A 26,590-nucleotide genomic window follows, 5' to 3' on the forward strand; every position below is an offset into this window, starting at 1 on the left:
CCTCTGGCATGTGACATGGTACTGATAGGGCATGCCCTCGACGCAACCCCCGAGCCCCTCGTGGCGCAGCGGGATCACTGACGTCGGCGCGGGCGGTGGTGCAGCCGTCGTCGTCGACGTCGTCGTCGTCGGGGCCGGCATCGTCGGTGCCGCCGTCGCGAGGGCGCTCGCGGTGGGCGGGGCGCGCGTCGTCGTCGTCGAGCGAGGCCAAGCCGCGGGCGGTACCTCCGGCAGCGGCGAGGGCAACCTCCTCGTCTCCGACAAGGGGCCGGGCGCCGAGCTGGCGATGGCCCAGCGCGCCCACGAGCTGTGGCCCGCGTTGGCCCGCGAGCTCACCGAAGAACTGCGCGCGGGGCTGCCGGGCGGCTTCCCCGATCTGGAGCTAGAGCCCAAGGGCGGTCTCGTGGTGGCCACCACCGCCGCCGGCGCCAACGCGCTGCGTACCTTCGCCGCGACGCAACGGCCCGCCGGGGTGCGCGCCGTCGAGCTCGACGCCGACGGCACCCGGGCGCTCGAACCGGCACTCACGCCCGAGGTCGCCTGCGCCGTCCACTACCCCGACGACGCGCAGGTCCAGCCCGTGGCCGCCACCGAGGCGCTGCTCGCCTCGGCGCGACAGCACGGCGCCTCGGTGCTCACCGGCGCCGAGGTCACCGCACCCCTGCTGGCCGGCGGACGGCTCGCCGGGGTGCGCACCACCCGCGGTGACGTCGCCGCGGGAGCCGTGGTGGTGGCCGCCGGACCGTGGTCCGGTGAGGTCTCCGCCCGCCTCGGCGCGGCCCTGGCGGTGCTTCCGCGGCGCGGCGTCATCCTCGTCACCACTCGTCAACCGCACCTCGTGCACCGCAAGGTCTACGACGCCGACTACGTCGGCGCGGTGAGCTCCGGCGACGCCGACCTGCAGACCTCCACGGTGGTGGAGTCGACCGCCGCGGGCACCATCCTCATCGGCTCCTCGCGCGAGCGCGTCGGGTTTGACGCCTCGCTGCGCGTCGACGTGCTGCGCCGGCTCGCGCTCGGCGCCCTCACCCTCTTCCCCGCGCTCGCGGGCGTGCCCGTGATGCGCAGCTACGGCGGGTTCCGTCCGTACGTGCCCGACCACCTGCCCGTCGTCGGCGAGGACCCCCGCCTGCCGGGGCTGTGGCACGCCACCGGGCACGAGGGCGCCGGCATCGGACTCGCGCCCGCCACCGGCGAGCTGCTGGCCGACCTGCTCCTGGGGCGCACGCCGTCGCTGGACGCCGCAGCGTTCTCCCCGGCGCGCGCGGGGCTGCTCGACGGCCAGGCTGCTTCGGCGGGTGCCGCGTGAGCGCCCGCGCCGCCGACCCGTCGCGCGACCCCTCCCGTCCCGGACCGACCACACCGGTGACCATCACCGTCGACGGCGAGCCGGTCACGGGCGTGCTCGGGCAGAGCCTCGCCGGGGTGGTCATGGCGTCGGGCAGGACGGCGTGGCGCACCACCGCCGCCGGTCGCGCGCCGCGCGGACTGTTCTGCGGCATCGGCGTCTGCTTCGACTGCCTCGTCACCGTCGACGGCGTCCGCGACGTGCGCGCCTGCCAGCGGCGCGCCGTCGAGGGAGCCGTCGTCACCACCCAGGCGGAGGCGCTGCCCACGCGGGTGACTTCTGACGTACGGGCAGGGGAGGTCGACGATGCCTGAGGTCGCCTCCACGAAGGATCACGACGACTCCGCGAACGACGGCGTCGTCGTCGTCGGAGGCGGCCCTGCGGGGCTGGCCGCGGCGACAGCCGCCCGGAGGGCGGGCGCGCGGGTGGTGCTCGTGGAGGCCGGCGACGACGTTGGCGGCCAGTACTGGCGGCACCTGCCACCGCAGCGCCCGGCCCGTGACGAGGGGCAGCTGCACCACGGCTGGTCGCGCTTCACCGAGATGCGCCGATCGCTGCTCGCCGACGAGGGCTGCGAGGTGCTCACCGGAGCGTCCGTGTGGGCCGTCGAGGCGCGCGCCCCCCACCTGCCGGGGGATGCCCCCGTGCTACGCGTCGTCCTGGCACCCATCGGCGGGGCCGACGCCGCGCAGCGCGAGCACCGGCTGCTGCGCCCGGGCGCGCTCGTCGTCGCCACCGGCGCCCACGACCTGACCCTGCCGTTCCCCGGGTGGGACCTTCCCGGCGTCGTCACCGGCGGCGCTGCGCAGGCGTTCGCCAAGTCCGAGCGGCTCGCGGTGGGCGAGCGGGTGGTCGTCGCGGGTGCCGGGCCGTTCCTGCTGCCGGTGGCGTCCTCGCTGCTGAGCACCGGCGCCACGGTGCTGGAGGTCTGCGAGGCCGCCGGCCCCGCGCAGCTGGCCCGCGGCTGGGGTTCTCACCCCGCCCGCCTGCTCGCCGGACCCCGCGTGATGGCCGCGAAGACCGCCGAGCTGGCGGGGTACGCCGCCGCGCTGCTGCGCGAGCGGGTGCCGTACCGCACCGCGACGGGCGTCGTCGCGGCGCGCGGAGAGGGGCGCCTAGAGGAGGTCGTGCTCGCGCGCCTCGCGCCCGACTGGTCACCCGTGCCCGGCACCGAGCGGGTGGTGGCGGCCGACGCGCTCGCCGTGAGCCACGGCTTCACGCCCCGCCTCGAGGTGGCCCTCGCCGCCGGCTGCGCGCTGCGCGAGGACGGCTTCGTCGCCGTCGACGACCGCGGCGCCACGTCCGTCCCGGGCGTGTGGGCCGCCGGAGAGGTGACCGGCATCGGCGGCGCCGACCTCGCGCAGGTGGAAGGTGAGCTGGCGGGGCTGGCAGCGGCCGGTGCCGTGGCCCACCCGGGCACCCACGAGGCCAGCCAGCGGTTGAGTCAGCAGCTCAGTCAGCAGGTGAGCCGGCTGCTGGACCGGCGCCGAACTCTCGAGGCCTTCGCCGGTCGGCTCGCCGCCGCGCACGCACCCCGCGCCGGTTGGCTCGCGCAGGTCACCGACGACACCACCGTCTGCCGCTGCGAGGAGGTCACCGCCGGGCGTCTGCGCGCCGTCGCCGCGGCCACCGCCAGCACCGCCGACACCCCCGCCGGCGCCCGCTCCCTGCGCCTCACCACCCGCGCCGGCCTCGGCGTGTGCCAGGGACGGATCTGCGGCCACGCCGTCGACGCCGTGCTCGGGCGCACCAGCGTCGGTCGTGGCGCCGGCAGTGGCGTCGGGCCCGTGTCGCACCAGCGCCGGCCGATCGCCGTCCCCGTCCGGCTCGGCGAGCTCGCTGCCCTGCCCGCCCCCGACCACCAGACCTCCGACCACCAGACCGCCGACCACCAGACCGCCGACCACCAGACCTCCGACCACCAGACCCCTGATCTCACCGATTCCGAGGAGCCCCGTTCATGAGCACCGACCAGCAGATCAACCTGCGCGGCGTCGTCGTCGCCACCGCCCTGCCCTACCGCGAAGACCCGACGGCCCCGGCGGGTCTTGCGGTGGACGAGGAGCGGTTCGCCGAGCACTGCACCTGGCTGTTCGAGAACGGCTGCCGCGGTGTCGGCCCGAACGGGTCGCTGGGGGAGTACTCCTCGCTGACCGACACCGAGCGCCGCCGTGCGGTGCAGGTGGCCGTCGAGGCGGCGCGCGCTGCGGGCACGTCGGGCACGGCGTCCGGTGAGCGGCCAATCGTCGTCGCCGGGGTCCACGCCCCGGGCTGGCACCAGGCGCAGCAGTGGACCGAGCTGGCCGCGGAGGACGGCGCCGACGGCGTGCTGTGCCTGCCGCCGACCATGTACCGCTCGACGCCCGCGCAGGTGGTGGAGCACTTCGAGAAGGTCGCCAGCGTCGGTCTGCCGGTGATGGTCTACAACAACCCGATCGACACCAAGGTCGACCTCGTGCCCTCCCTGGTGGCGGAGATCGCCCAGATCGACAACATCGTGGCGATCAAGGAGTTCTCCGGCGACGTGCGCCGCGCGTTCGAGATCGCCGAGCAGTGCGAGGCCGCCGGCACGCAGATCGACGTCATCGCCGGTGCCGACGACGTGCTCATGGAGCTCATGCTCGACGGCGCCGTCGGCTGGTTCGCGGGCTTCCCCAACGTCTTCCCCCGCGAGGCCGTGGAGCTGTACGACCTCATGACCGCCGGCCGCTACGCCGAGGCCCGCGCGCTGTACGTGCAGCTCGTGGCGCTGTTCCGGTGGGACTCGCGCACGGAGTTCGTGCAGGCCATCAAGCTGTCGATGGACGTCGTCGGCCGCTACGGGGGCCCCTGCCGCCCGCCGCGCGGCGCCCTGTCCGCGCAGCAGGTCGCGACCATCACCGCCGAGACCGAGCGCGCCGTCGCCGCGGTGCAGGCGCTTCGTCACTCTCTCATCAGCGCCACCGTCTGAGGGGCGGCAGGTCCGTGCGCGCCTCGCGTGTCTTCGCCGCCGTCGACTCCCACACCGAGGGCATGCCGACGCGCGTCGTCACCGGCGGCGTCGGGGTCATCCCCGGCGCCACCATGAACGAGCGGCGCCTGCACTTCATGGCGGAGATGGACGGCGTGCGCCAGTTGCTCGTCAACGAGCCGCGGGGGCACGCCGCCATGAGCGGCGCGATCCTGCAGCCGCCCACCCGCCCTGACGCCGACTGGGGCGTGCTCTACATCGAGGTGTCCGGGTGCCTGCCGATGTGCGGGCACGGGACCATCGGCGTCGCGACCGTGCTGGTGGAGACCGGCATGGTCACCGTCACCGAACCTGAGACGGTCATCCGCCTCGACACCCCCGCCGGCCTGGTGGTGGCGCGGGTGGCGGTGCGCGACGGGCACGCCGACGGCGTCACGCTGGAGAACGTGCCGAGCTTCTGCGACCGGCTCGACGAGGTGCTGCACGTGCCGGGCTTCCCCGGTGGCGCACGCGACGTGCGGTACTCGCTGGCCTTCGGCGGCAACTTCTACGCCATGGTCGACCTCGACGACGTCGGCCTGCCCTTCGACAGGGCCCACCAGTACAAGATCTCCGAGGCCGGGCTGGCGATCATGGACGCGCTCAACACCAGCGCGCCCCCGCACCACCCGACCATCGACGGCGTCGACCACTGCCACCACGTCGAGTTCATCGCACCGGGCTCGGACGCGCGCCTGTCGCGGCACGCGATGGCCATCCACCCCGGGTGGTTCGACAGGTCGCCGTGCGGCACGGGCACGTCCGCGCGGATGGCGGAGCTGTGGGCCCGCGGTGAGCTGGCGCTCGGGGAGGACTTCGTCAACGAGTCGTTCATCGGGTCACGCTTCACCGGCCGGCTCGTGGCCGAGGCGACCGTGGGGGAGGGCGAGCAGCGGCGGCGCGCCGTCCTGCCCACCATCACCGGTCGGGCGTGGGTGACGGGCATGGGGCAGTACCTGCTCGACCCGACCGACCCGTTCCCCACCGGCTTCACCTTCTGACCGTCCCCCTGATCTGGCCGCCTGATCCGGCCGCACACGTTCCTGAGGAGCACCACCGTGAGCACGCCCCCCACCCCCACCCCCTCCCTCTCCGCACTTTCCGCGGAAAGTGCGGAAAGGACCCCCTCCGGAAGCGCACTTGCCGCGGAAAGTGCGGGAAGGGGGGCGGGAGTGGAGGCGACGGCCCAGCGGGCGGCGGCCATCGCGCCTGTGCTGGCCGCCACCCCGCCCGCCGCGCTGGCGGCGGGGCTGCGGGCCGCGGCCACGGCGCTGCGCGCCGACGCCGACCGGCTGATCGTGATCGCCGCCGAGGAGACAGGCCTCGCGCCCACCCCCCGTCTTCGCGGCGAGCTGGAGCGCACCGCGGTGCAGCTGGAGCTGTTCAGCGAGGTTGCCCTCGACGGGTCGCACCTCGACCTCCGCATCGACGAGGCCGACCCCGCCTTCCGCCCCCTGCCCCGCCCCGACCTGCGGCGGATGCTCGTGCCGCTCGGCCCGGTGCTCGTCTTCGCGGCGAGCAACTTCCCGTTCGCCTTCTCCGTGGCGGGCGGCGACACGGCAGCTGCGCTCGCCGCCGGCTGCCCCGTCGTCGTCAAGGCGCACCCGGGCCACCCGCAGCTGTCCGCGGCGGTCGCCGACGTGGTCCGGGCGGCACTGGACGGTGCGGGCCTGCCCGCCGACTCTCTCCAGCTGGCGGGGCTCCCCGGTGCCGAGGGACCCGACGACGACGGCGTGGCGGCCGGCGTGGCGCTGCTGCGCGACGAGCGGATCGCCGCGGCGTCCTTCACCGGGTCGCAGCGCGCCGGCCGCTACCTCGCGGACGTCGCGGCGGCCCGCCGTCGTCCGATCCCGTTCTACGGCGAACTGGGGTCCACCAACCCCGTCGTGGTCACCGAGGGGGCGCTCGCCGCAGCGCGGGCGGCCGGCGTCGACACCTTCGCCGCCGCGTACGCCACCAGCGCCACCGCGTCGGCTGGGCAGCTGTGCACCCAGCCCGGGTTCGTCTTCCTCCCCGACGGCGCTCTCGACGCCGACGGCGGTTCCCTGGCCGACGCTCTGGCGCACGCGTTCTCCGCGGTGTCCGAGCACCGGCTGCTGCACCCGGGCATCGCCGCCGGGTACAGCGCGCGCCGCGACGCGGTGCTCGGTAGCGAGGGCGTCGTCGCCGTCGTCGAGGGCAGGGTGCGCAGCGACGAGGCCGGCCAGGCTTGGGCCACCCCCACGCTCGTGCGCACCACCCTGGAGGCGCTGCTGGCCGGCGGGCACGGTCTGCGCGAGGAGGCATTCGGGCCGCTGTCCGTGATGGTCGAGTACCCGTCGCTGGAGGCGCTGACGACCGCCGTGCCCCAGCTGTACGAGGGAGAGCTGACGGCCGCGGTTCACGTGACGACGGACGAGGCCGGCAGCGCGGAGGTGGCAGCGCTCGTGGCCGAACTCAGCGCCGTCGCGGGACGGGTGCTCTTCAACGGCTGGCCCACCGGCGTCTCGGTGACCCCGGCCATGCAGCACGGGGGGCCGTACCCGGCCACCACCGACGCGGGGCGCACCACCTCGGTGGGCACCGCCGCCATCGGCAGGTTCCTGCGGCCGGTCGCCTTCCAGGACGCCCCGGCGGCCCTGCTGCCGCCGGCGTTGCGCGACGAGGAACCGTGGGGCGTGCCGCGCACAGTCTCCCGCGCCGGGGAGTCCGCGAGCTGGGGCGTGTCCCCCCAATTGGGGGGACACGGCGGTTCAAGGTGAAGCAGATATGGAGCGATAACGGAGGGAGCCACGTGACATCCGCCTGACATCCGCTCGAGCTCCCGGGAGATGCTGTGATGCGCCGCCTCGCCGATCTGAAGATCGCGCAGAAGCTCTACGCCGGTTTCGCCGTCGTCTGCCTGCTCCTGGCAGCGGTCAGTGGCATGGCCGTCGTGCGATTAGGGCAGGCACAGCAAGACCTGGCGCGGCTGGCCGACAGCGGGATGGTCGCCGTCGACGCACTGGGAGCGGTGAGGGCCGCCTTCCTGCAGGGCCGCTCCGACTTCATGAGCATCGCCCTCACCAAGGACCCCACCGCACAGGCGGAGGTCGTCCAGAAGACGCAGGACGACGACGCCGCCCTCGACGCCGCGTGGAAGCGGTACCTGAGCACGGCACCGCGCGCGTCGGGGGACCAGGTGGAGGCCTTCGCTACCGCCATCGCCGAGTACCGCAGCGCCTCCCAGGCCCTGATGCCGGTGGTCGTGGCCCACGACATCGACACCTTCATGGCGCAGCGGACCACTACCACGGTCCCGAAGTCAGCCGCGGTGATCGAGACACTGACGACGCTGCAGCAGCAGGAGGCGAAGGCGGCCGCGCAGATGGTGCGGCAGGGCGAGGCCACCTACCGGTCCTCGCTCGTCGTCCTCCTCGGGTGCTCGCTGCTGGCGATGCTGCTCGCCGTCGCGATCGCGGCGGTGGCGGCCCGTTCGGTGACGCGTCCGCTGTCGAAGGTCGTCGACGTCATGGCGGGCGTCGCGAGGGGTCGCCTCGACCAGCGCGTCGGTCTGGACCGCAAGGACGAGATCGGCCAGCTGGCGGTCTCCACCGACACCACCCTCGACGCCCTGGCCGGCGTGATGCGCGACATCCGCGGCGAGGCCGAGACGCTGGCCGGCTCGTCCGTGTCGCTGAGCGGGGTGTCGGCGCAGATGGCGTCGGGCGCCGCGGAGTCCGCCGCCCAGACGCAGGTCGTCGCCGCAGCCTCCGAGGAGGTCACCGTGTCGATCTCGACGGTCGCGGCCGCCGGTGAGGAGATGACCGCGGCGATCGCCCAGATCGCCACCGCCACCAGCGAGGCCTCGCAGATGGCCGCCTCCGCCGTGGCCGCGGCCGACTCGGCCGGCACGGCCATCGAGCGGCTCGGCACCTCCTCCCGCGAGATCGGCGACGTCGTCAAGCTCATCACGTCCATCGCGGAGCAGACGAACCTGCTGGCGTTGAACGCGACCATCGAGGCCGCTCGTGCGGGGGAGCTCGGTAAGGGCTTCGCGGTGGTGGCCGGTGAGGTGAAGGAGCTGGCGCGTCAGACCGCGCAGGCCACCGACGAGATCATCAGCAAGGTGAGCGCCACCCAGAGCGACACCGCCGCCGCTGCCGCGGCGGTCACGCAGATCGGTGACGTCATCGGGCGCATCGACGAGGTGCAGTCGACGATCGCCGCGGCGGTGGAGGAGCAGTCGGCCACCACGTCCGAGATGGTCAGGAACGTCACCGAGGTCTCCACCGGCTCGGCGCAGATCTCGGAGAACATCGCCGGGATCGCCGCGGGGACGGAGCAGAACAAGGGCAGCGCCGGTCACACCGCCTCGATGGCGGCCGACCTCACCGCGGCGGCGGTGCGACTCAAGGAGCTCACGGGGCGCTTCACCCTCTGAGCCTTCGCCGCGCTCGGCTCACCGGGTCACGGGGGAACCGGCCCGCCGGTTCCGTCAACCGACGACGACCCCGCCGAGCACCACCGTCCGCCCGCCCGGCGGTCCCCACAGGACGTCCGGGCGGGCGAATGGGTCGCCGTCGACGATGAGCAGGTCTGCTGCGAAGCCCACGCGAACGCGGCCCAGGTCGGGTTGCTGCAGCACGTCGGCGTTGACCGACGTCGCCGAGCGCAGCGCCTGGAGCGGACCGAGGACGTCGACGTGCAGGCGTAGGCAGTTCAGCTGCTCGTCCTCCAGCGGGCCCATGAGGTCGGACCCGAACCCCACCGGCACGCCCGCGGCCAGCGCCAGCGCCAGCGCCTCCCGTCCGGCGGACAGCACCTCGGTGTTCTTGGCCTGCGAGACCGCGCTCATGCCCAGGTCGGCTCCTCGTCGGGCCATCGCCTCGTAGCAGCCGAGCGTGGCCACGAGCACCGCGCCGCGCTCGGCCATCAGCGAGGCGGTGGCGGCGTCGAGGAGGTTGCCGTGCTCGATGCTGCGCACCCCCGCGTCCACGGCGTGCGTGATCGCCTCGGGGGAGTAGGCGTGGGCCGCCACGTACGACCCGCGCCGGGCGGCCTCGTCCACCACCGCGCGCAGCTCCTCGGAGGAGTACTGCGGCACCCGGATCGGGTCGGTCTCGGAGACCACCCCGCCGGAGGCCATGACTTTGATGGCGTGGGCGCCGTCCTGGAACCTCTCGCGCACGGCGCGGCGCAGAGCGTCGACGCCGTCGACCACCTCGGACAGGTGGGCGTTGCAGCCGCACAGGTCCTCCCCGCGCCCCCGCACCTCCCCGTGGCCGCCGGTCTGCGACAGCGCGGCGCCGGTGTAGAAGTAGCGCGGTCCCGTGACGAGGCCCTCGTCGAGGGCCCGCGCCAGCCCGGCATCGCCACCGGCGACGTCACGCACGGTGGTGAAGCCGCGCGCCAGTGCCGCCTCGAGGCGGCGAGCGGCGTTGAGCGCGACGTAGCTCAGCGGCCATGTCTCGATGTCCCGGGGTGACAGAGCCGCCGCGTAGGCGTGGCAGTGCGCGTCGATGAGCCCCGGCAGCACGGTGCGACCGCGTGCGTCGAGCACGACACCCCCGGCGTCGCGGACCCGGCTGACGGCGGCGTCGGAAGCTGAGCCGCCGCCGGAGCCGCCGTCACCGTCGAGGACGACGACGTCGACGACCCGGCCGTCTTCGACGAGCACGGTGCCCGGGACCGCGGCGTCGGACTCGCCGTCCCACACCGAACCCCCGACGACGGCGAGCCGTGATCCCGTCGTCGTGCTCGTCACGCTCCTCGTCACGCTGCTCGTCATACCGCTCGTCATGCCGACTCCTCCCCGCGCGAGGCGCGCTCGGCAGCGGTCGCGGTCTCGTCCACGGTGCCGTCGGCGGCCACCACCACGCCGTAGTCGCGGAGCGCCGCGCTCACGGAGACGAACTCGTTGCGCACGTCCCGGCCGACGGCGGCGGGGTCGCGCAGCAGCGGGTCGCCATAGCCGCCGCCCCCACCGGTGGCGTTGACGAGCACGTCCCCGGCCTGCAGATGGTTGTAGGACCCGCCCTGCACGACCTCGCGCTCGGTGCCGGGGTTGAGCACCACCTGGTTGTTGGTGCCTGGCAGCCCACCGAGCACGGGCCACGGCTTGGTCTTCGTCTTGTAGACCAGGCAGATGCCCGTGGAGGGCCCGGTGAACCGGTAGGTGCGGGCCACGCCCACCCCGCCGCGGTGCCGGCCGGCGCCGCCGGTGTCGGGCCGGTAGCCGTAGGAGTCGATGACCATCGACGACTTCGTCTCCAATACCTCGACGGGGTTGTTGCGGCACCCGGGCTCGGACAGGTGCATGATCCCGTCCTCTCCGTCGCCGCCGGCGTGCCCGCCGAACCCGACGGCTTCGTTGGTGGCCTCCAGCCAGGGCTCGCCGGTGCGCGGGTGCGTCCCCAGGCCCATCATCGAGCAGACGTCTCCGCCGGAGGAAGCGGGCACCCGGTCGGGCATGCCCTGGGCGAGGGCCTTGAGGACCACCTCGCCGCCGATGAGCGCTGTCCACAGCGTGAACGTGGGCATCGGGTGCACGGCGTGCATCACCGATCCCGGCTCCGTGACGATGCGCATCGGGGCGAAGTTGCCCGCCACCACGGGCGTGTCCGGCGTCGTCATCGCCTTGAAGATCAGTGAGCAGAACGCCTCGGTCTGCCCCACGGGGAGGTTGATGGGGCCGCGCACCCCGGTCTCCGAGCCGGACCAGTCGATGACGAACTCGTCGTCGGTGATGGTCACCGTGCAGTTCATCTTCACGAGTCGGTCGAGGTCGACGCCGTCGTTGTCGACGAAGTCGTGCGCGGTCCACGTGCCCTTCGGCAGCTGTGCCAGCGCCAGGCGGGCGAGCTTCTCGCCGTGGGCGTTGATGGCCTCCATGGCCGAGCTGACCGTGCCCAGACCGTACTTGGCGACGAGCTCCTGCATCCGCCGGCGGCCCGTGACGCAGGCCGAGACCTGCGCCTGGATGTCGCCGATGGTCCGCTCGGGCATGCGGGAGTTGAACCGGATGATGTTGAAGACGTCGTCGTTCTGGCGTCCTCCCACGTACAGCCGCGTGGCGGGGAAGAAGATCCCCTCCTGCGAGGCGTCAGTGGAGTCGAGCACGTAGCCGGGGTCCTTCTGCTTGAGGTCCAGCACATGGATGCGGCACGAGGCGAAGCCCACGAGCTGCTGCACGCCGTGCTCGTCGTCGGCGTGGATCGGAGCGAAGACCAGCGGGTCGAGGGTGTGCGCGCTCGACCAGTACGGGTAGTTGAGGATGAAGACGTCGCCGGGAGCCATCGTGTCGGCACCGAGGAACTGCACCGCCCGCTTGATGCCGTGGTCGTTGCCGCGCGTGAAGACGGCGATGCCGGGGGCATCGGCGACGACGTCGCCCGCAGCGTCGTGCAGGCCGATGCCGTAGTCGTGGATCTCGTAGACCACCGTGTTGTACGCGGTGCGGCACAGGTTGCGGGCCATCTCCTCGGCGCTGGCCAGCAGGCCGTGCCGGATGACCTCGACGGTGATGGCGTCGGTGCCGGTCGCGCTGCTCGTGGCATTGGGGCTGGGGCTGGGGCTGGGGCTGGTGTTCGTGGTCATGGGTGTGCCTCCGGGTCTCAGCGCTGGCCGACGGTGATGACGAGCTCGCCCAGCGAGCCGACGCGCAGCACGTCACCGGCGTGCAGCACGGTGGTGGCGGTGTGCTCGGTGACGACGGCGGGGCCGGCCACCTCGTCGCCCGCGAGCATCTCCTCGCGTGTGTAGAGGGCGTAGGGCACCGCGGGGGCGTCGTCGTTCACGAAGACCGGCCGCTCGCCTTCGCGCTGCAGGGGACCATCCGCGGCGGTGCGCTCCCGCAGGCGGGGGAGCTCGGGCTTGTCGACCACGCCGGTGGCGCGCAGCCGCAGCGTCGTGACTTCCACCGGGTCGGTCATGGTGTGGCCGTACTGGCGTTCATGGAGGGCGGCGAAGTCCGCCGCGACGCGCGCCGCGTCCAGCGGGCCCGCCGCGCCGTCACCGTGCAGGGGCAGGGTGACCGAGTGCTCCTGGCCCGAGTAGCGCACGTCCAGGCTGCGCGCCATCACCACGGAAGCGGCCGTGAAGCCCTCCTCGGCGAGCGCGGCGCGCGCGTCGTCCTCCATGGTGCGCCACTGCGCGTCGGCCAGGGCCGGGTCGAGCTCGTCCAGCGCCGCCACCACGGTGCGCGAGGCGTCGTGCTGGACATCGGCCAGCAGCATGCCGAAGGCGCAGAACGCTCCCTGACCCGGTGGCACGACGACGGTGGGGATACCCAGCTCGACGGCGACGTCGACGGCGACCAGGCCGCCGCCCCCGCCGAAGGACAGCATCGCGAAGTCCTTCGGGTCGCGCCCCACCTCTACGGTGATGGCACGGACCGCGCCCATGATCTTGGTGGTCGAGATGGCCACCATGCCCCGGCCCAGGGCCGGCACCGACAGGCCCAACTCGTCGGCGAGGGGCTGTAGGGCCTTGGTGGCCAGGGCCGCATCCAGGCGCAGCGTCCCGCCCAGTGGCGTCTCCGTGCCGAGGTAGCCGATGGCGAGGGCCGCGTCGGTGAAGGTCGGCCGGTCACCGCCACGCCCGTAGGACGCCGGGCCCGGCACGGCGCCCGCGCTGGCGGGGCCGACCTGCAGCGCCCCGGCGGCGTCGAGCCAGCCCAGCGAGCCGCCGCCCGCACCGATGGTGTGGATGTACAGCGACGGCGTGTTGATCGGCATCCCCTCGAACTCGGCGCCCTGGTGCAGCACCGGCTCGCCGTCGAGCACGAGGGAGGCGTCCAGCGAGGTGCCACCCATGTCGATGGTGATGAGGTCGGGCATCCCGAGCGCCTTCGCCAGCGCCACGGCACCGACGACCCCGCCCGCGGGGCCGGACAGGATGAGGCTCACCGGCTGCTCGCGGGCCGCGGTGGCACTCATCGCGCCACCGCCGGAGCGCGTCATGAGGAACCGCCCACCGAAGCCGGCGGTGCGGAGCTCGCCCTCCAGCGCACCCAGGTAGCGGCGGACCACGGGCTTGACGTACGCGTCGAGCACGGCCGTGCTGGTGCGCTCGAACTCGCGGTACTCCCGGCTCAGCTCGTGGGACAGCGTCACCGTCACGCCCGGTGCCAGCTCGGCCAGCACCTCGCGCATCGCCAGCTCGTGAGCGGGGTTGGCGTAGGAGTGCAGGAAGCACACGGCGACGGCGTCGTAGCCACGCTCGGCGACGGTGCGGGCCACCCGGGCGGCGTCCTCGCGGTCGAAGGGCGTGACCACCGACCCGTCGTGCCAGGAGCGCTCGGTGACCTCGAAGGTGTCGTACCGCTCGAGCAGCGCCTTCGGCTTGCGGTAGGTGATGTCGAAGTTCACGCGCCGGTCGGTGCGCCCCAGCAGGTAGACGTCGCGGAAGCCGCGTGTGCCGACGACGGCGGTGCGAGCCCCGGTGCGAGTGAGCAGCGCGTTGAGGCCGAGCGTGGTGCCGTGCGTGAAGGTCCGCACCGAGGAGACCTCGCCGCTGGTCGCGGCGAAGCCTGCCATGACGCCCCGGGTGGGGGCGTCAGGCGTGGTCGGGACCTTCTCGAAGCGCAGCGCCCCGGTCTCGGGGAGCAGCTCGACGACGTCGGTGAAGGTGCCGCCGACGTCGATGGCGACGCGCGCCGTCCTGTCGGTCCGCTCGCTGGTCTGCTCGCTGGTGCTCACGGGTCCACCTCTCGACGGCGCCGGGGGGCGCCGGGTAGCCGACGGCGCACCCCGGTGCGCGGGGCGCGATGGAGGGAGGGGCGCTGGTGCGCCGGCAGCGGGGTGGACCGCGCGCTCCGTGCCCCGAGGCGGCGTGGCGCGCTGGCGGGGGCGGGCGTCTGAGGGACCCGGCCGCTCGGACCGGCCACCGGGCTGCGTCAGCCGGCGGTCGGTCGAGGGTCCGGACGCTGGCACGCTGCCCGGAGCGCTGTCAACCACCTCGGCGCGCATGGCCGGCGAGGTACAGCGAACTGCCGCACCGCTGTGCTCTTGGCACACCGGGCCCCGGCGGGCCTGGGTCAGCATTCGCCCACCCCGCCACAGGAGGACCCCCGTGATCACCAGCGTGCTGCAGCTCAGCGCCCGTCCCGGCAACGAGCAGGCCGTCGACGACCTTTACGCCGACCTCGGCGTCCTGGACCGGTCCCGCGCCTTCCCCGGTTGCCGCGGCGCCGTGCTGCTCCGCACGGTGGAGGGGGCTCTGGCCGCCGGGGGCGCCACGCACGTCGTCATCGCCGAGTGGGACGACGAGGCTGCCTACGCCGCCTGGGTCGCGGACCCCTGGCGCAACGACGTGGGGGCGGCCCTGGCCCCCCTGCTCGATGCAGGCGCCGCCCCCCGCGCCGGCGCCGTGCTCGCCCCGGTCACCTGACCGCCGCACCACAGCCCCGGCAGCCGCTCCGTCACCCCAGCCCAGCCAGCACCTCAGCCACCCCCAGCCCGCCAGCCCCCGAGGAGACACCGTGAAGCGCACCACCCGCGCCGTCGCCGCCGTGTTCGGCGCCGCCGCGCTCGCCCTTGCCAGCGCCTGTAGCAACCCCAACGCCGAGGCCGGTGCCTCGTCCACCAGCTCGGCGAGCAGCACCGTCTCCGCCGACCAGCAGCTCCGCGTGGGCTTCTTCGGCTTCGCCAAGGCCAACTCCTTCGCCCAGGCAGCCTGGGCGGGCGTGCAGGAGGCAGCGCAGGAGAACAACGCCACTGCCGAGTTCGTCGACTCCAACTTCGACGGCGCCGTCCAGGTGCAGCAGCTCACGGACGCCGTCACCAGCAAGCGCTTCGACGTGGTGGTCATCCAGGCCAACGACGGCACCGCGATCACGCAGCCGGTCAAGCAGGCGCTGGCCGCCGGCATCACCGTCGTCGTGGAGTTCACCCCCATCGGGGGTCGTTTCGACACCATCGAACCGCAGGTCGACGGCGTCATCTCCATCGTCGACGCCCCCACCGCCAACGGGCAGGGCCTGGCGAAGCTGGGCCTGGACGCGTGCAAGCAGCTCGGCAAGCAGCCCTGCCAGGTGGCCTACCTGCAGGGCTTCGACAACTACCCCCTCGACGCCGCCCGCACCGAGGCCGCGGTCGCCGCGCTCAAGGCCGGCGGGGCCGACGTCGTCGCCACGCCCATCGGTGGGTACACCCCCGACTCGGGCCGCACCGCCATGCAGAACGTGCTGCAGGCGAACCCCGGAGTCAACGTCGTCATCGGCTCCTCACAGGCCATCGAGGGTGCGTCCGCTCTCACCGAGGGGCGCACCGACATCCTCTACGTCGGCAACGGCGGCTCCACCCAGGCATACGCCGGCGTCATGGACGGCACCTGGTACGGCACCTACGTCATCCCGGAGAAGACCGACGGCAAGACGGCTACCGAACTGGGCCTCAAGAAGCACCGAGGTGAGGACGTGCCGGTGGCGACCAACTCGGCTGACCTGACCCCGTTCAAGGCGCTCGGCACCAAGGAGACCCTCGCGGGCCTCACCGCCGAGTACAGCGACTGACCCGAGGGTCCTGCAGGCAGACCGCCCGGCGGTCGGGTCCCTCCTAGGCCCGGCCGCCGGTCGCCACCCACGAGACGACCGACCAGCCGACCGACCAGCCGACCCGCCGGCCGACCGAGGAGCAGACCGTGACAGAGCGAACAGCGCCGCACATCAGCGTCCGCGGCGTCGGAAAGAGCTACGGCGGCGTGTCGGTGCTGCGCGGCATCGACCTCGACATCGCACCCGGTGAGGTACACGCCCTCGTCGGGGAGAACGGGGCGGGCAAGTCGACGCTGCTCAAGGTGCTGGGCGGAGCTGTCCGCGCCGACGCGGGTGAGGTGAGCTTCGACGGCGCGGTCACCACCATGACCAGTCCTCGCGACGCGATCGCCCAGGGTGTCAGCCTCATCACCCAGGAGGGTGCGCTGGTGCCGGCGATGACGGTGCTCGACAACGTGGTGCTGGGCCGCTGGCGCGCCCGCGCCGGGTGGGTTGCCCGCGGCGCCGACCGCGCTGTCTTCGACGCGCTCCTGGAGCGTACGGGTTTCGACATCGACCCCGTCGCCCGCGTCAAGGACCTGTCGACCGGCGCGCAGCAGCAGGTCGAGGTGCTGCGCGCGTTGGCCCGCGGTGCCCGCGTCATCGCCTTCGACGAGCCGACGGCGGTGCTCACCGAGCACGAGAAGGCCGGCCTGCTGCAGCTCATGCGCGACCTGGCCGCAGGCGGAACCACCGTGCTGTTGGTCAGCCACTTCCTCGACGAGGTGCTCGCGGTCGCGGACCGCCTCACCGTGCTGCGCGACGGCGACCTCGTCCACACCGGTGACGCCGCCGAGCAGACCCCCGCGTCGCTGGTGCGGCACATGGTCGGGCGGCAGGTCGACGTCCTCTACCCGGCCCCGCCGCCGGTGCCCGACGACGCCCCCGTGCTGCTCGAGGCGGTCGGGCTGTCCCGCAGCACCGGGCCGCGGCCGGTGCACGACGTGGATCTGCGCGTGCGCGCGGGGGAGGTGCTGGGTATCGCCGGTCTCGTCGGGTCCGGACGCAGCGAGCTGCTGCACCTGCTCTTCGGTGCGGATGCCGCCACCGCGGGCACCGTCAGCGTCGATGGAACCCCCATCACCAGACCCTCCCCGCGGGCGGCGATGGCCGCCGGTGTCGCACTCGTCCCGGAGTCGCGGAAGGAGCAGGGACTGGTGCTGGTCCGCTCCATCGCGGAGAACACTGCACTGGCCTCGCTCACGGCGCGTGCCCGGGCCGGCTTCGTGCGGCGGCGCTCCGAGCGGACCGCGGTCGAGGGTGTCGGGCGGAGCACGGACGTGCGTGCCGCCGACCCCACCGCCGCGGTCGGTGCCCTGTCGGGAGGCAACCAGCAGAAGGTGCTCTTCGCGAAGTGGCTGCTGCGCGAGCCGCGCGTGCTGCTGGTGGACGAGCCGACGCGCGGTGTCGATGTGGCCGCCAAGACCCAGCTTCACCACCTGGTCGTCGATCTCGCCCGCCAGGGGCGCGCCGTCGTCGTCGTGTCCAGCGAGCTCGAGGAAGTCCTCGCGCTGTCCCACCGTGTGCTGGTGCTCCGGCACGGCCGTGTGGTGGGGGAGTTCGGGCGGGACGCCCCGCGCGAGGCCGTCGTGTCCCTCGCCTTCGGCGACGACGAGCAGCCCGACGAGCACCCGGACGAGCAGACCGCACCTGCCGAGAGGACTTCCGCATGAGCACCAGGACGACGGCCGCACCGACGAGCGCCGCCAGTGCCCGTCCCCGTTCCCGTCCGGGGGGGAAGGTGCGCGACTACGGGATCCTCGTGGCGCTGGTTGCCATCGTCGTGGCCCTGTCGTTCAGCACCGACACCTTCCTCACCCGGCAGAACCTCGTGAACCTGCTCGACCAGGCCTCCGTCGTCGGCCTGCTCGCGATCGGCGCGACCATCTGCATCCTCAGCGGCGTCTTCGACCTCACCGCCAGCGCCACGCTCGCGGTCTCCGCGATCGTCGGCGTCACCGTCGGCCAGCAGGTCGGCGTGGTCGGCGGGTTCGTCGCCGCGGTGGTGGCCGGTGCCGTACTCGGCATGCTGACCGGCACCATCGTCGTGAAGTCGCGCGTGAACTCGTTCATCGGCACCCTCGCCACCTCGATCATCTACCGTGGCATGGCGGTGGTCATCACCGCCGGTGCCATCGCCTACCCGCTCACCGACCAGGCCGAGCAGTTCGGCATGCTCACCTGGCCCTCGGTGTTCGGGCTGACCTCCGCCACCGTGATGTTCCTCGTGGTGGCCGTCGCGGCCTCGCTGCTGGTCTCCTCGACCACCTTCGGTCGCCGCCTCTACGCGGTCGGCGGCAACGCCGAGGCCGCCCGGCTGTCGGGCATCCGCACCGACCGCGTGCACATCGCCGCTTTCACCATCAGCGGCGTCTGCGCCGCGCTGGCGGGGCTCATCCTCGCCTCCCGCGCGGGCTCGGCCCAGTCGAGCATGGCCACGGGGTACGACCTCAACGCCATCGCGGCCGCCGTGATCGGCGGCACGAGCATCCTCGGCGGCGAGGGAGCCGTGTGGCGCGGCGTGGTGGGCGCGCTGCTCCTGACGCTCATCGGCAACGGTTTCAACCTGCTCGGCTGGGACACGACCTACCTCCAGGTCACCACCGGCGGGCTGATCCTGCTCGCGGTCACCGTGGACGGCGTCCTGCGCCGCCGCGCCCGGTGACACAGCGGGGCGGCTAGCCTGCGCCGATGGTGCCAACAGCCCAGCCAGCAGAGGGGTCGGAGTGCTACCAGCACACCGACCCCTCGCTCGTCGGTGCCCAGCTACGGCCCGACGGCGCCACCGCCGTCGTGGTGCGTCCCGCCGCGCGCGCGGGCGGGCGAGCGCAGGTGCTCCTTGTCGAGCGGGCCACCGGTCCGGGTGCGCTCGAGCGGGTTCTCACCGCGGCGCTGTCGGTGCTGGCCGCCCCCGCGACCGACGCCGTCCCTTCCCGGCCCGTGTCGGTGGTGCTCGACGCCGGCCCCTACCTGGAGCACCTGCTGCACCACGCCGGCTCCCTCGACCCGGTGGCCGTGGTGCGCGTCACCCCGCGAGCCAGTACCGACCCCGCGCTCGCGCGCCACCCGTCCGCGCTGGTCGAGGCGCTCGTGAGCCATCGCTGGGTGGTGCCCGGGGGCCACGACCTGCTCGGCCGCGAACTCCGCCTGCTCGATCGCGACGTCCTCGCCGACGTGGTCGAGACGCTCGCCGGGGTCGCGCCGCGGTACGTCGCCGTCGTGGCAGCCGGCTCGGCGGGCCAACCCGCGCACGAGCGCACCGTCGCTGACGCGGTGCAGGCCGCCCTGCCCGGCGCACGCATCAGCGCCGCGCACGACTTCGGCGGGCACGGCAGTGCGGCCCGCGAGGCGACCGTCGTCGCCGACGCCGCTCTGCGCGGGGCGGTCGACGTCGTCGTCGACCGCGCCGAGGCGGTGCTGCGCCGACGGGCCGGGCGCCGCGGCGCCGAGCTGCGGCTGTGCCGGGGGGACGGAGGCTCCCTGAGCGCCGAGCGGGCACGCTCGGCGCCTGTGCTGGTGCTCGGCGGCGGGCACGGCCCGGCGGTGCTCGGCGCAGCCTTGCTGGCGGGTCTCGACAGGTGCCGGGTGGTGCTGCCGGCGGTAGGCGGCGGTCACCTCGTGGGTGGGGTCCGTAACGGCCTGGCGCTCGTGCGACCCCTCGTCGTGGGCAGCCCTCCTGCTGAGCTCGTGGTCCCCACGGTGGCCGTCGACCGCGCCCGGCCCGGGGTGGCGGGAGACCGCCTCCCGGCTGACGCCGGATCACCGGTCGACGGACAGGTGCCCGACGTCGTCGCCGACCGTCCGCTCGACGAGCTGGCCTGCGCCGGGGCGGCACTCGCCAGGCCACTGTCGTGGCTCGACGAGATCGCGGCCATCGGCTCCGCCGACGACCTGGCCGCCGTGCAGCGCACTGCCGTCCAGCGCGCGACCGCCCTGGCCACCGCCAACGGAGCGGAGCCTGGCAGTGCCGACGTCGTCGAGGTGTCCGCGGTCGCCGTGCCGTACAGCCGCGCAGGGACGGTGCGCGTGCGGGTCCGCGTGGGCGGGGCCGGGCGGTGAGCGACGGAGAGCTCACCGCGGCCGACGTCCCGGCGCTCGCCGCGGGCGCGTTGCTGTACTCCCCGTCGTTGGCGCCCTCGAGCCTGGAGACGACGGTCGCCTGGCTGACGGACCTGCTGGAGCGAGGCGGGCCACTGCGGGTGGTGCCGCCCCGCACCTTGCCCCCGCAGGCGGGCTGCGCCGCGGTCTGTGTCATCGGCTCCGGCTCCGCGCTGGCCGACCTGCCGCCCACCGGTGACGAGTTCGTCACCGCCGTGCGTGAGCTGGAGCGGCTGTCGGGGCGGCCGGTGGAGGCGGTGCTGCCACTGTCCGCGGCGACCGTCAGCGCGCTGGTGCCCGCCGTCGTGGCCAGCCAGCTCGGCGTCCCCCTGCTGGACGCCGACGGTATGGGACGCACCTTCGCCCTCATCCACCACACCGCCATGCACCTGGCGGGGCTTCCGGTGACGCCGCTCGTGGTCGCCGGTGCGACGGGGGAGAGCCTCAGCCTGCGGGTGCCCGACGCGTGGCGTGCCGACGCGTTGCTGCGGGCGGGCATCGACGCACTGGGCGGCTGGGCCGCGCTCGCCGCTTATCCCAGCACCGCCGGGGAGGTGGCGGCAGCGAGCCTGCCCGGCACGGTGAGCCGCCTCGTCGAGGTGGGCCGGGTGCTCCTGGCGTCCCGCGACCCCGACACCACGGTCGCCCGGCTGGCCGCGGTGAACGGCTGCCGCCGGGTGGGGCGCGGACGCATCGTGGCGCTCGAGCACCTCTCGCGGCCCACCGACGCGACCATCCCCACCCACCCGAGCAGCGTGGTGGTGGAGCAGATGGGTCCGGATGCTCGCCAGCTGCGCCTGGAGCTGCGCAGCGAGATCGTCGCCGTCTTCAGTGACGGTGCGCTGACCGCCGCGGCCCCTGACCTCATCACGCTGCTCGACGTCGAGCGTGGTGTCATCGCCCCGTTGGACAGCCTCTGGCCGGGCGACCTCGTCGACGTCCTGGTCATCCCCGCCCACCCCGTCTGGTACTCCGCGGAGGCGCTCTCGATGGTCGGTCCGGCCTCGCACGGCATCCCCCTCGACCACCCCCGTCGGCGGTGAGCCGCTGATGAGCAGGGCGACGGCGCCGCTGGCGCTTGCGGAGCTGGTGCGGGTCGACCCGCTGGCCCGGGGAGAGGTCGCGGTGCTGCCCGACCCCGCCCAGCGGGTGCTGCGCGTCGAGCTGGCGGAGACCTTCGACCGCCTGGCGCACACCCCTGCGCACAGCCTCGTGGTGCTGCACGCCGAGGCCGCCACGGGGGGCTGGTCGCTGGCCGCCGCGCTGCACGTGGCGTGGGAGAGAGGGGCGGCCGGGGTGGTGGTCCCGCGGCCGGCCATGAGCGAGGCGAGCGCCGTCCTCGCTCGCCGACTGGGCACGGCGCTGCTGGTGGTCGACGACGACGCCGTCGACGTCGCCCTCGAGCTCGCGGCGCGCACCGCGGCACCGGAGGCGGCCCGAGCGTTGCGCGTGGCCCGCTGCGCGGAGGAGCTGGCCGAGCAGTCCAGCGTCCGCGGGGTGCTGGGGGTGCTCAACGCCGAGCTGTCCCCAGGCCTCGTGGCCCTGGTGGCCGGTGGGTCGGTGCTTGCCGGCCGGGCTGCCGCCGCAGCGCAGCGCGACGGCTACCGCGAGGTACGGATGGCTGTGAACGGACCCGGCGGGCGGGCGTGGGCCGTCCTCGTCGCCTCGTTACCGGAGGCCGCCTCCGCGGTGGCCGCCGAGGTCGAGGTCCACAGCGCCGAGGCAGTGCTGCGCTTGGCCCGCCTGCCGCTGCTGGCTGCATGGGCGCAGCGGCGCCTCGACACCTCCGCGCAGGCGGCGCAGGAGCGCGCCGCCTTCCAGGTGCTCCGCGCGCAGGTGCGTCTCCACTCCGGGGCGGACCTGGTGGCGCCCGGCTTGGACGACGACGCGGGCCAGGGCGCCGACGGCGAGGTGCCGAGCTGGAGCACCGAGCTGGGCTGGCGCGTCGAAGGCGTCAACCGCGCCGTGTGGCTGCAGCGCGAGGGCTGGGCGTCGCAGCACGAGGAGGAACCCGCCCCTGAGCTGACCCAGTTGCTGCGCTCCCAGTGGGCGCGCCTGCGCCCGGGGTGGCCCCTGGTGCCCGACGACGGCGGCTGGGTCTCCTGGCAGAACAGCCCCGAGGACACAGCCCCGGCGGCGCTGCGCCGTGCGCTCACCGGGGTGGCCTCGCTGCTCACCGACCACGGCCTGGTGCTCGGGGTGGGAGCGAGCCACCCGGGTCCCGCCGGGTTGGTGCGTTCGGTGGAGGAGGCGCGCCTGGGTGCCCGCGTCGGCGGCGGCCCTGGCGGCATCACGTGGTTCGAGGACGTGGGCGTCCGCGCCGTGCTCGCCCAGGTCTCGGTACCCGAGGTCGCGGACGTCGCTGCGCTCGCCCTTCCCCGCCTGGCGTCCGCGCGTGATCGCCTGGTCATCGCCGAGACGGTTGCTTCGGTGCTCGACCATGGTGGGTCGCTGGTGGCGGCCTCGGCCGAGCTCGGCGTGCATCGCAACACGGTGCTGGCCCGCACAGCCCGAGCCCGGGAGCTGGGCCTGGCCCTCGACGACCCGGGCCAGCGGCTGCCGCTGCACGTCGCCTGCCACGGACTGGTGCGTGCGTGGCGGGCGACGGGCAGCAGCTGACTGGACTGACCGGCCTGATGGGACTGACCGGCCTGGTGAGTCTGGTCGGCTCGGTCCGGCTGTCAGGCGGTGGTGTCGAGGCCGAACTGGTCGCGTGCCCCGGCGGGGGTGAGGTGGCCGTCGAGCACGTTCTCGCGCACGCGTGCCGGGTCGCGCTCGGCGGCCGGACCGTAGCCGCCCCCGCCACCGGTGCTGCAGCGCAGCACGTCACCGGCGCTCAGGCGCATCCCGTTCACCTTGAGGACGCGCCGCTCGTCGGGTCGGCCGGGATTGACGACGACGTCGGGCCCGACGGCGTCCTGGCCGCCGAACAGCCCCCACGCAGGCTGCTGTGACCGTTCGAACCACAGGGAGACGGTGCAGTCGGTGAGCATCTCGTACTCGCGGACCACACCGTCGCCGCCGCGGAACCGGCCGGCGCCGCCGGAGTCGGGGCGCACCCGGTATTCACTGATCCGCATCGGGTAGCGGGTCTCCAGCACCTCGACGGGCAGGTCCTTGAGGGACCCGTTGACGTTGTTGATCAGCGCGGTCTCGCCGTCGCTGCCTTCCCAGGCACCCCAACCGCCGACGGTCGCCTCGAGCGTCACGTAGTCGCGCCCGGTGCGGGGGTCGTTGCCCGCGGTCAGCACGATCATGGAGTCGCCGAAGGAAGCTCCGGCCACCCGGTCCGGCACCGCCGGGGCGAGGGCCTTCGCCACGAGGTCGATGAGCAGGCCGAGGTGGGAGAAGTACCACTGGCAGGCCGCGGGCGCGACCGCGCCGAGGACCGACCCCTCGCGCACCTGCGCGGTCATCGTGCGGAAGCTGCCACCGTTGCCGGGCAGGTCCGGCGAGACGAGCAGCTTGTAGCCCACCCGCAGCGCCGACACCGCCTGCGCGACGCCGCAGTTGACAGGACCGGTCTGCTGGTCGGCGGACCGGGTCACGTCGAAGTCGATGGTCTCCCCGCGCACGGTCACGTCGAGCCGGATGGGCACCGGCGCGTCGAGGGTGACGCCGTCGTTGTCGAGGACGCCCTCGGCGCTGTAGACGCCGTCCGGAATGGCGGCGATGACGGCCCGCTCCAGGGCTTCGGTCTGGCGGAAGATCTCGTCGCGGGCTGCCAGCAGTACGTCGAGCCCGAACCGCTCGACCACCTCCTGGAGGCGCTTCTCGCCCATGGTGATGCAGGCGACCATGGCCCTCATGTCGCCCAGCGTCGGGTAGGGGAAGCGGACGTTCGTGGCGATGATGTCGACGAGACCCTCTTGCTCGACCCCGCCGACTACGAGGCGCTGCGGACCGAGCCGCAGCCCCTCCTGGAAGATGGACGTGGAGTCCATCGACCCGCCGGGGTCCTTCGACCCGACGTCGATCCAGTGGGCGCGGCTCGCCGTGAAGCCCACCAGCTGCTCGGCGTCCGTGCCGGCTTCGACGAAGACGGGGCCGAAGATGGTGATGTCGTTGAGGTGGGTCCCGCCGAGGTAGGAGTCGTTGAGGATCCACACGTCGCCCGGGTGCCAGACCGCTCGCCCGAACCGCTCCTCCGTGGCGCGGGTGCAGGTCTCCAGGTTGCCCAGGAAGATCGGCAGGCCCGCCGACTGCCCGAGCACCTGGTGCTCGGCGTCGAGCAGCGCGACCACGCAGTCGCCGCCCTCGTAGATGATCGGCGTGTAGGCCGAGCGGATCAGCGTGGCGTTCATGTCGTCCGCGGCGGCGTTGAGCGCGTTGCGGATGATCTCGACGGTGACCGGGTCCACCGTGCTGCTGGTGCTCACGCGCTGGCCTCCTGCTGGCGAATGACGAGGGTGCCGTCCTCGTCGACGGTGACGGTGTGGGCCGGCGGCACCACGGTGGTAGCGGTCCCCTCCAGCACGACGGCCGGGCCGGAGAAGGTGTGCCCGGCGAGCAGGTCGTCGCGGTGCACGAGCAAGGCGTCGTGTGGTGCGCCGGCGAAGACCACGCGGCGGCTGCTGCTGGCGAACTCCGCTGAGGTGGCCCTGGGGTGTGGCAGCCGGGGTGGGGTGCCGAGGTCTCCCGTGGCCGTGGTGCGCAGCGTGACCAGCTCGATCGGAGCACCTGGATTCGCATGCCCGTAGCGGACCCGGTGCGCAGCGGTGAATCGCTGGGCGAGGTGGGTGGTGAAGCCCTCCTCCAGCGGCTCGTCGGTGCCGGTCAACGGCACGGTCAGGGTGAACTCCTGGGCGGCATAGCGGACGTCGACAGCGTGGGTGACGCTGCGGGCCCCCTCGGGCACGCCCTCGGCAGCCAGGTCGGCCAGACCCTGCATCTCCAGCCCGGCGAGCACGGCGCGCACCTGCTCGCCGTCGACGTCGACATCGAGGCGGTAGTGGGGCTCGGTGTAGTCGCGACGGATCCGGGTGTGCAGCATGCCCCAGGCCGAGAAGGCGCCCGGAAGGCGCGGCACCAGCACCTCGGGGATGCCGAGCTCGTCGGCGAGGAAGACCGCGTGCATCGGGCCAGCGCCGCCGAAGGCGACGAGCGACGACGTGCGCGGGTCGATGCCGCGGGCCACCGTGATGGTGCGGATGGCCTGCGCCATGGTGGCGTTCGCGACGTCGCAGACGCCCTCGGCCATGGCCTCGGCGCCCAGCCCGAACTGCTCGCCCAGGGCGGCGACGGCGCGTTCGGCGGCAGCGGCGTCGAGAGTCATCTGGCCACCCGCGAAGCCGTCCGGGTCGATGCGGCCCAGCACGAGGTTGGCGTCGGTGACGGTCGGCTCGGTGCCTCCGCGCCCGTAGCAGACGGGCCCGGGGCGGGCTCCTGCCGAGCGAGGGCCGACGCGCAGCCCGCCGGCCTCGCTCCACGCCACTGAACCGCCGCCAGCGCCGACCGTGTGGATGTTGACGATGCTCATGAGCATCGGGAGGCCCTCGAGCTCGGCCTCCGCGGTGACGTCTGGCTCGCCGTCGACCACGAGCGACACGTCGAACGAGGTGCCACCCATGTCGACGCCGATGAGGTTCGGCCGACCGCTCCGCGCCGACAGTTCGGCGCACGCGATAGCACCCCCGACAGGGCCGGACAGGAGCGTCTGCAGCGGGCGCTCCTGCGCAGAGGCCGCGGTCACGATGCCCCCGGAGGACTGCATGACGTGCAGGGGTACCGCCAGGCCGTCGTCGTCCAGACGGCGTTCGAGCCTTTGCAGGTACCGGCGGACGACCGGGCCGGTGTAGGCCTCCACCACGGCTGAGGACGTGCGCTCGTACTCCCGCCACTCCTTCGCTGCCTCGTGGGACAGGGATATCGAGACGTCCGGGCCGAGCTCCTCGCGCAGCACCTCTCGCGCCCGCAGCTCGTGGTCGGGGTTGGCGTAGGAGAACAGCAGGGCGACCGCGACGGCGCCGTGGCCCTCGTCCCGCACGCGCTTCGCGGCGGCCCGGACGGCGGCCTCGTCGAGTGGGGCGAGCACGGTGCCGCCAGCGGTGATCCGGCCGCCAACGCCGACGACGTCGCGGCGGGGTACCAGCGGAGTGGGCTTGCGATAGTGCAGGTCGTACAGGCGGCGCCGCGTGCCACGGGCGATGTGGTAGCTGTCCTCGACCCCCGCCGAGGCGATGAGCAGCACCTTCACCCCGCGTCGCTCCAGGAAGGCATTGAGCCCCTGGGTGGTGCCGTGGACGAGGAAGGAGATGTCCGCGGGGGAGGAGACCACCTCGCCGAGCCCGGCCAGGACCCCGTCGGACAGGTCGGATGGGGTGGTCGACGCCTTGGTCGCCGTCACCACCCCGGTCGTCTCGTGGAAGTGGACGACGTCGGTGAACGTCCCTCCGATGTCCATGCTGACCCGGGCGCGCCCAGGGTGTGACTGGTCGGGCATGCGCTGCTCCTCGTCGTCGTCGTTCCGAGGCCCGGACGGTAGGCGCGTAGCGGGAACGACCGGTGTGCTGCGGGTCCCTGCTCGGTGTCGTGAGCTGGGCGACGCGCACAGAGGGCAGGTGTCATCCACGACTGTCCCTCAAGGGGGGACTCCCGTATCAAGGACGGGGTGTCCCGGCCGATACCCGCAGAGGAGACCACCGGCCAACCTCAGGAGAG

The 26,590-nt window shown here is 73.7% G+C and carries 19 protein-coding genes; 14 read left to right on the forward strand and 5 right to left on the reverse strand.

The window, feature by feature from the left end; genetic code table 11:
- Positions 1-31 precede the first annotated feature (31 nt).
- The 7 genes from BXY45_RS17245 to BXY45_RS17275 all read left to right on the forward strand — a co-directional run bounded on the left by BXY45_RS17245 (position 32) and on the right by BXY45_RS17275 (position 8,740).
- Positions 32-1,309, forward strand: coding sequence for an NAD(P)/FAD-dependent oxidoreductase (locus BXY45_RS17245; RefSeq protein WP_109775768.1), 1,278 nt, complete (start codon positions 32-34; stop codon positions 1,307-1,309).
- A complete protein-coding gene (locus BXY45_RS17250) occupies positions 1,306-1,662 on the forward strand; it encodes a (2Fe-2S)-binding protein (protein ID WP_109775769.1) in 357 nt (118 codons plus the stop codon). Before BXY45_RS17245 ends, BXY45_RS17250 begins: the two co-directional genes overlap by 4 nt.
- Positions 1,655-3,313 (forward strand): FAD-dependent oxidoreductase, encoded by a 1,659-nt coding sequence (locus tag BXY45_RS17255; RefSeq protein ID WP_109775770.1) that lies wholly within the window; start codon positions 1,655-1,657, stop codon positions 3,311-3,313. The genes BXY45_RS17250 and BXY45_RS17255 overlap by 8 nt, the downstream gene beginning before the upstream one ends.
- Positions 3,310-4,299 (forward strand): dihydrodipicolinate synthase family protein, encoded by a 990-nt coding sequence (locus tag BXY45_RS17260; protein WP_109775771.1) that lies wholly within the window; start codon positions 3,310-3,312, stop codon positions 4,297-4,299. Before BXY45_RS17255 ends, BXY45_RS17260 begins: the two co-directional genes overlap by 4 nt.
- 14 nt (positions 4,300-4,313) lie before the next feature.
- Complete coding sequence (locus tag BXY45_RS17265; protein WP_109775772.1) at positions 4,314-5,339, forward strand: proline racemase family protein; 1,026 nt, start codon at positions 4,314-4,316, stop codon at positions 5,337-5,339.
- Between the two features lie 57 nt (positions 5,340-5,396).
- Entirely contained in the window at positions 5,397-7,079 is a 1,683-nt protein-coding gene (locus BXY45_RS17270; protein WP_109775773.1) for an aldehyde dehydrogenase family protein, read from the forward strand.
- A gap of 77 nt (positions 7,080-7,156) precedes the next feature.
- Entirely contained in the window at positions 7,157-8,740 is a 1,584-nt protein-coding gene (locus BXY45_RS17275) for a methyl-accepting chemotaxis protein (RefSeq protein WP_109775803.1), read from the forward strand.
- 54 nt (positions 8,741-8,794) lie between these two features.
- Here BXY45_RS17275 and BXY45_RS17280 read toward each other — a convergent pair whose 3' ends face one another.
- From BXY45_RS17280 to BXY45_RS17290, 3 genes are read right to left on the reverse strand one after another with little or no spacing between them, the layout of a single operon-like run.
- Positions 8,795-10,099, reverse strand: a complete 1,305-nt coding sequence (locus BXY45_RS17280) for a metal-dependent hydrolase family protein (RefSeq protein ID WP_211319699.1) — start codon at positions 10,097-10,099, stop codon at positions 8,795-8,797.
- Entirely contained in the window at positions 10,096-11,895 is a 1,800-nt protein-coding gene (locus BXY45_RS17285) for a hydantoinase B/oxoprolinase family protein (RefSeq protein WP_109775775.1), read from the reverse strand. Before BXY45_RS17285 ends, BXY45_RS17280 begins: the two co-directional genes overlap by 4 nt.
- Positions 11,896-11,912: 17 nt before the next feature.
- The gene (locus BXY45_RS17290) at positions 11,913-13,997 is read right to left on the reverse strand and encodes a hydantoinase/oxoprolinase family protein (protein WP_211319700.1); all 2,085 of its coding nucleotides are present in this window, start codon (positions 13,995-13,997) and stop codon (positions 11,913-11,915) included.
- Positions 13,998-14,370: 373 nt separating this feature from the next.
- On the opposite strand from BXY45_RS17290, the gene BXY45_RS23410 reads away from it, so the two are divergent.
- The 7 genes from BXY45_RS23410 (at position 14,371) to BXY45_RS17320 (ending at position 22,549) form a co-directional block, all read left to right on the forward strand.
- Positions 14,371-14,688, forward strand: coding sequence for a putative quinol monooxygenase (locus BXY45_RS23410; protein ID WP_170131572.1), 318 nt, complete (start codon positions 14,371-14,373; stop codon positions 14,686-14,688).
- 91 nt (positions 14,689-14,779) lie between these two features.
- Positions 14,780-15,811, forward strand: a complete 1,032-nt coding sequence (locus tag BXY45_RS17300) for a sugar ABC transporter substrate-binding protein (protein WP_211319701.1) — start codon at positions 14,780-14,782, stop codon at positions 15,809-15,811.
- A gap of 128 nt (positions 15,812-15,939) precedes the next feature.
- Positions 15,940-17,505: a sugar ABC transporter ATP-binding protein gene (locus BXY45_RS17305; protein WP_109775778.1), complete on the forward strand. Its 1,566-nt coding sequence runs from the start codon at positions 15,940-15,942 to the stop codon at positions 17,503-17,505.
- Entirely contained in the window at positions 17,502-18,497 is a 996-nt protein-coding gene (locus tag BXY45_RS17310) for an ABC transporter permease (protein WP_109775779.1), read from the forward strand. The genes BXY45_RS17305 and BXY45_RS17310 overlap by 4 nt, the downstream gene beginning before the upstream one ends.
- 26 nt (positions 18,498-18,523) lie before the next feature.
- Positions 18,524-19,891, forward strand: coding sequence for a hydantoinase/oxoprolinase family protein (locus BXY45_RS23415; protein WP_170131573.1), 1,368 nt, complete (start codon positions 18,524-18,526; stop codon positions 19,889-19,891).
- Entirely contained in the window at positions 19,888-20,973 is a 1,086-nt protein-coding gene (locus BXY45_RS17315; protein WP_170131574.1) for an S-methyl thiohydantoin desulfurase family protein, read from the forward strand. The genes BXY45_RS23415 and BXY45_RS17315 overlap by 4 nt, the downstream gene beginning before the upstream one ends.
- A 7-nt stretch (positions 20,974-20,980) precedes the next feature.
- On the forward strand, positions 20,981-22,549 hold the full coding sequence (locus tag BXY45_RS17320) for a PucR family transcriptional regulator (RefSeq protein ID WP_109775781.1): 1,569 nt from the start codon (positions 20,981-20,983) through the stop codon (positions 22,547-22,549).
- Positions 22,550-22,611: 62 nt separating this feature from the next.
- Here BXY45_RS17320 and BXY45_RS17325 read toward each other — a convergent pair whose 3' ends face one another.
- Together BXY45_RS17325 and BXY45_RS17330 are read right to left on the reverse strand one after the other, a co-directional pair.
- Positions 22,612-24,234, reverse strand: a complete 1,623-nt coding sequence (locus BXY45_RS17325) for a hydantoinase B/oxoprolinase family protein (RefSeq protein ID WP_425468339.1) — start codon at positions 24,232-24,234, stop codon at positions 22,612-22,614.
- Positions 24,235-24,305: 71 nt separating this feature from the next.
- A complete protein-coding gene (locus BXY45_RS17330) occupies positions 24,306-26,372 on the reverse strand; it encodes a hydantoinase/oxoprolinase family protein (RefSeq protein ID WP_211319702.1) in 2,067 nt (688 codons plus the stop codon).
- Positions 26,373-26,590: the final 218 nt, after the last annotated feature.

It is taken from the genome of Quadrisphaera granulorum, from assembly GCF_003149145.1.
GTDB lineage: Bacteria > Actinomycetota > Actinomycetes > Actinomycetales > Quadrisphaeraceae > Quadrisphaera > Quadrisphaera granulorum.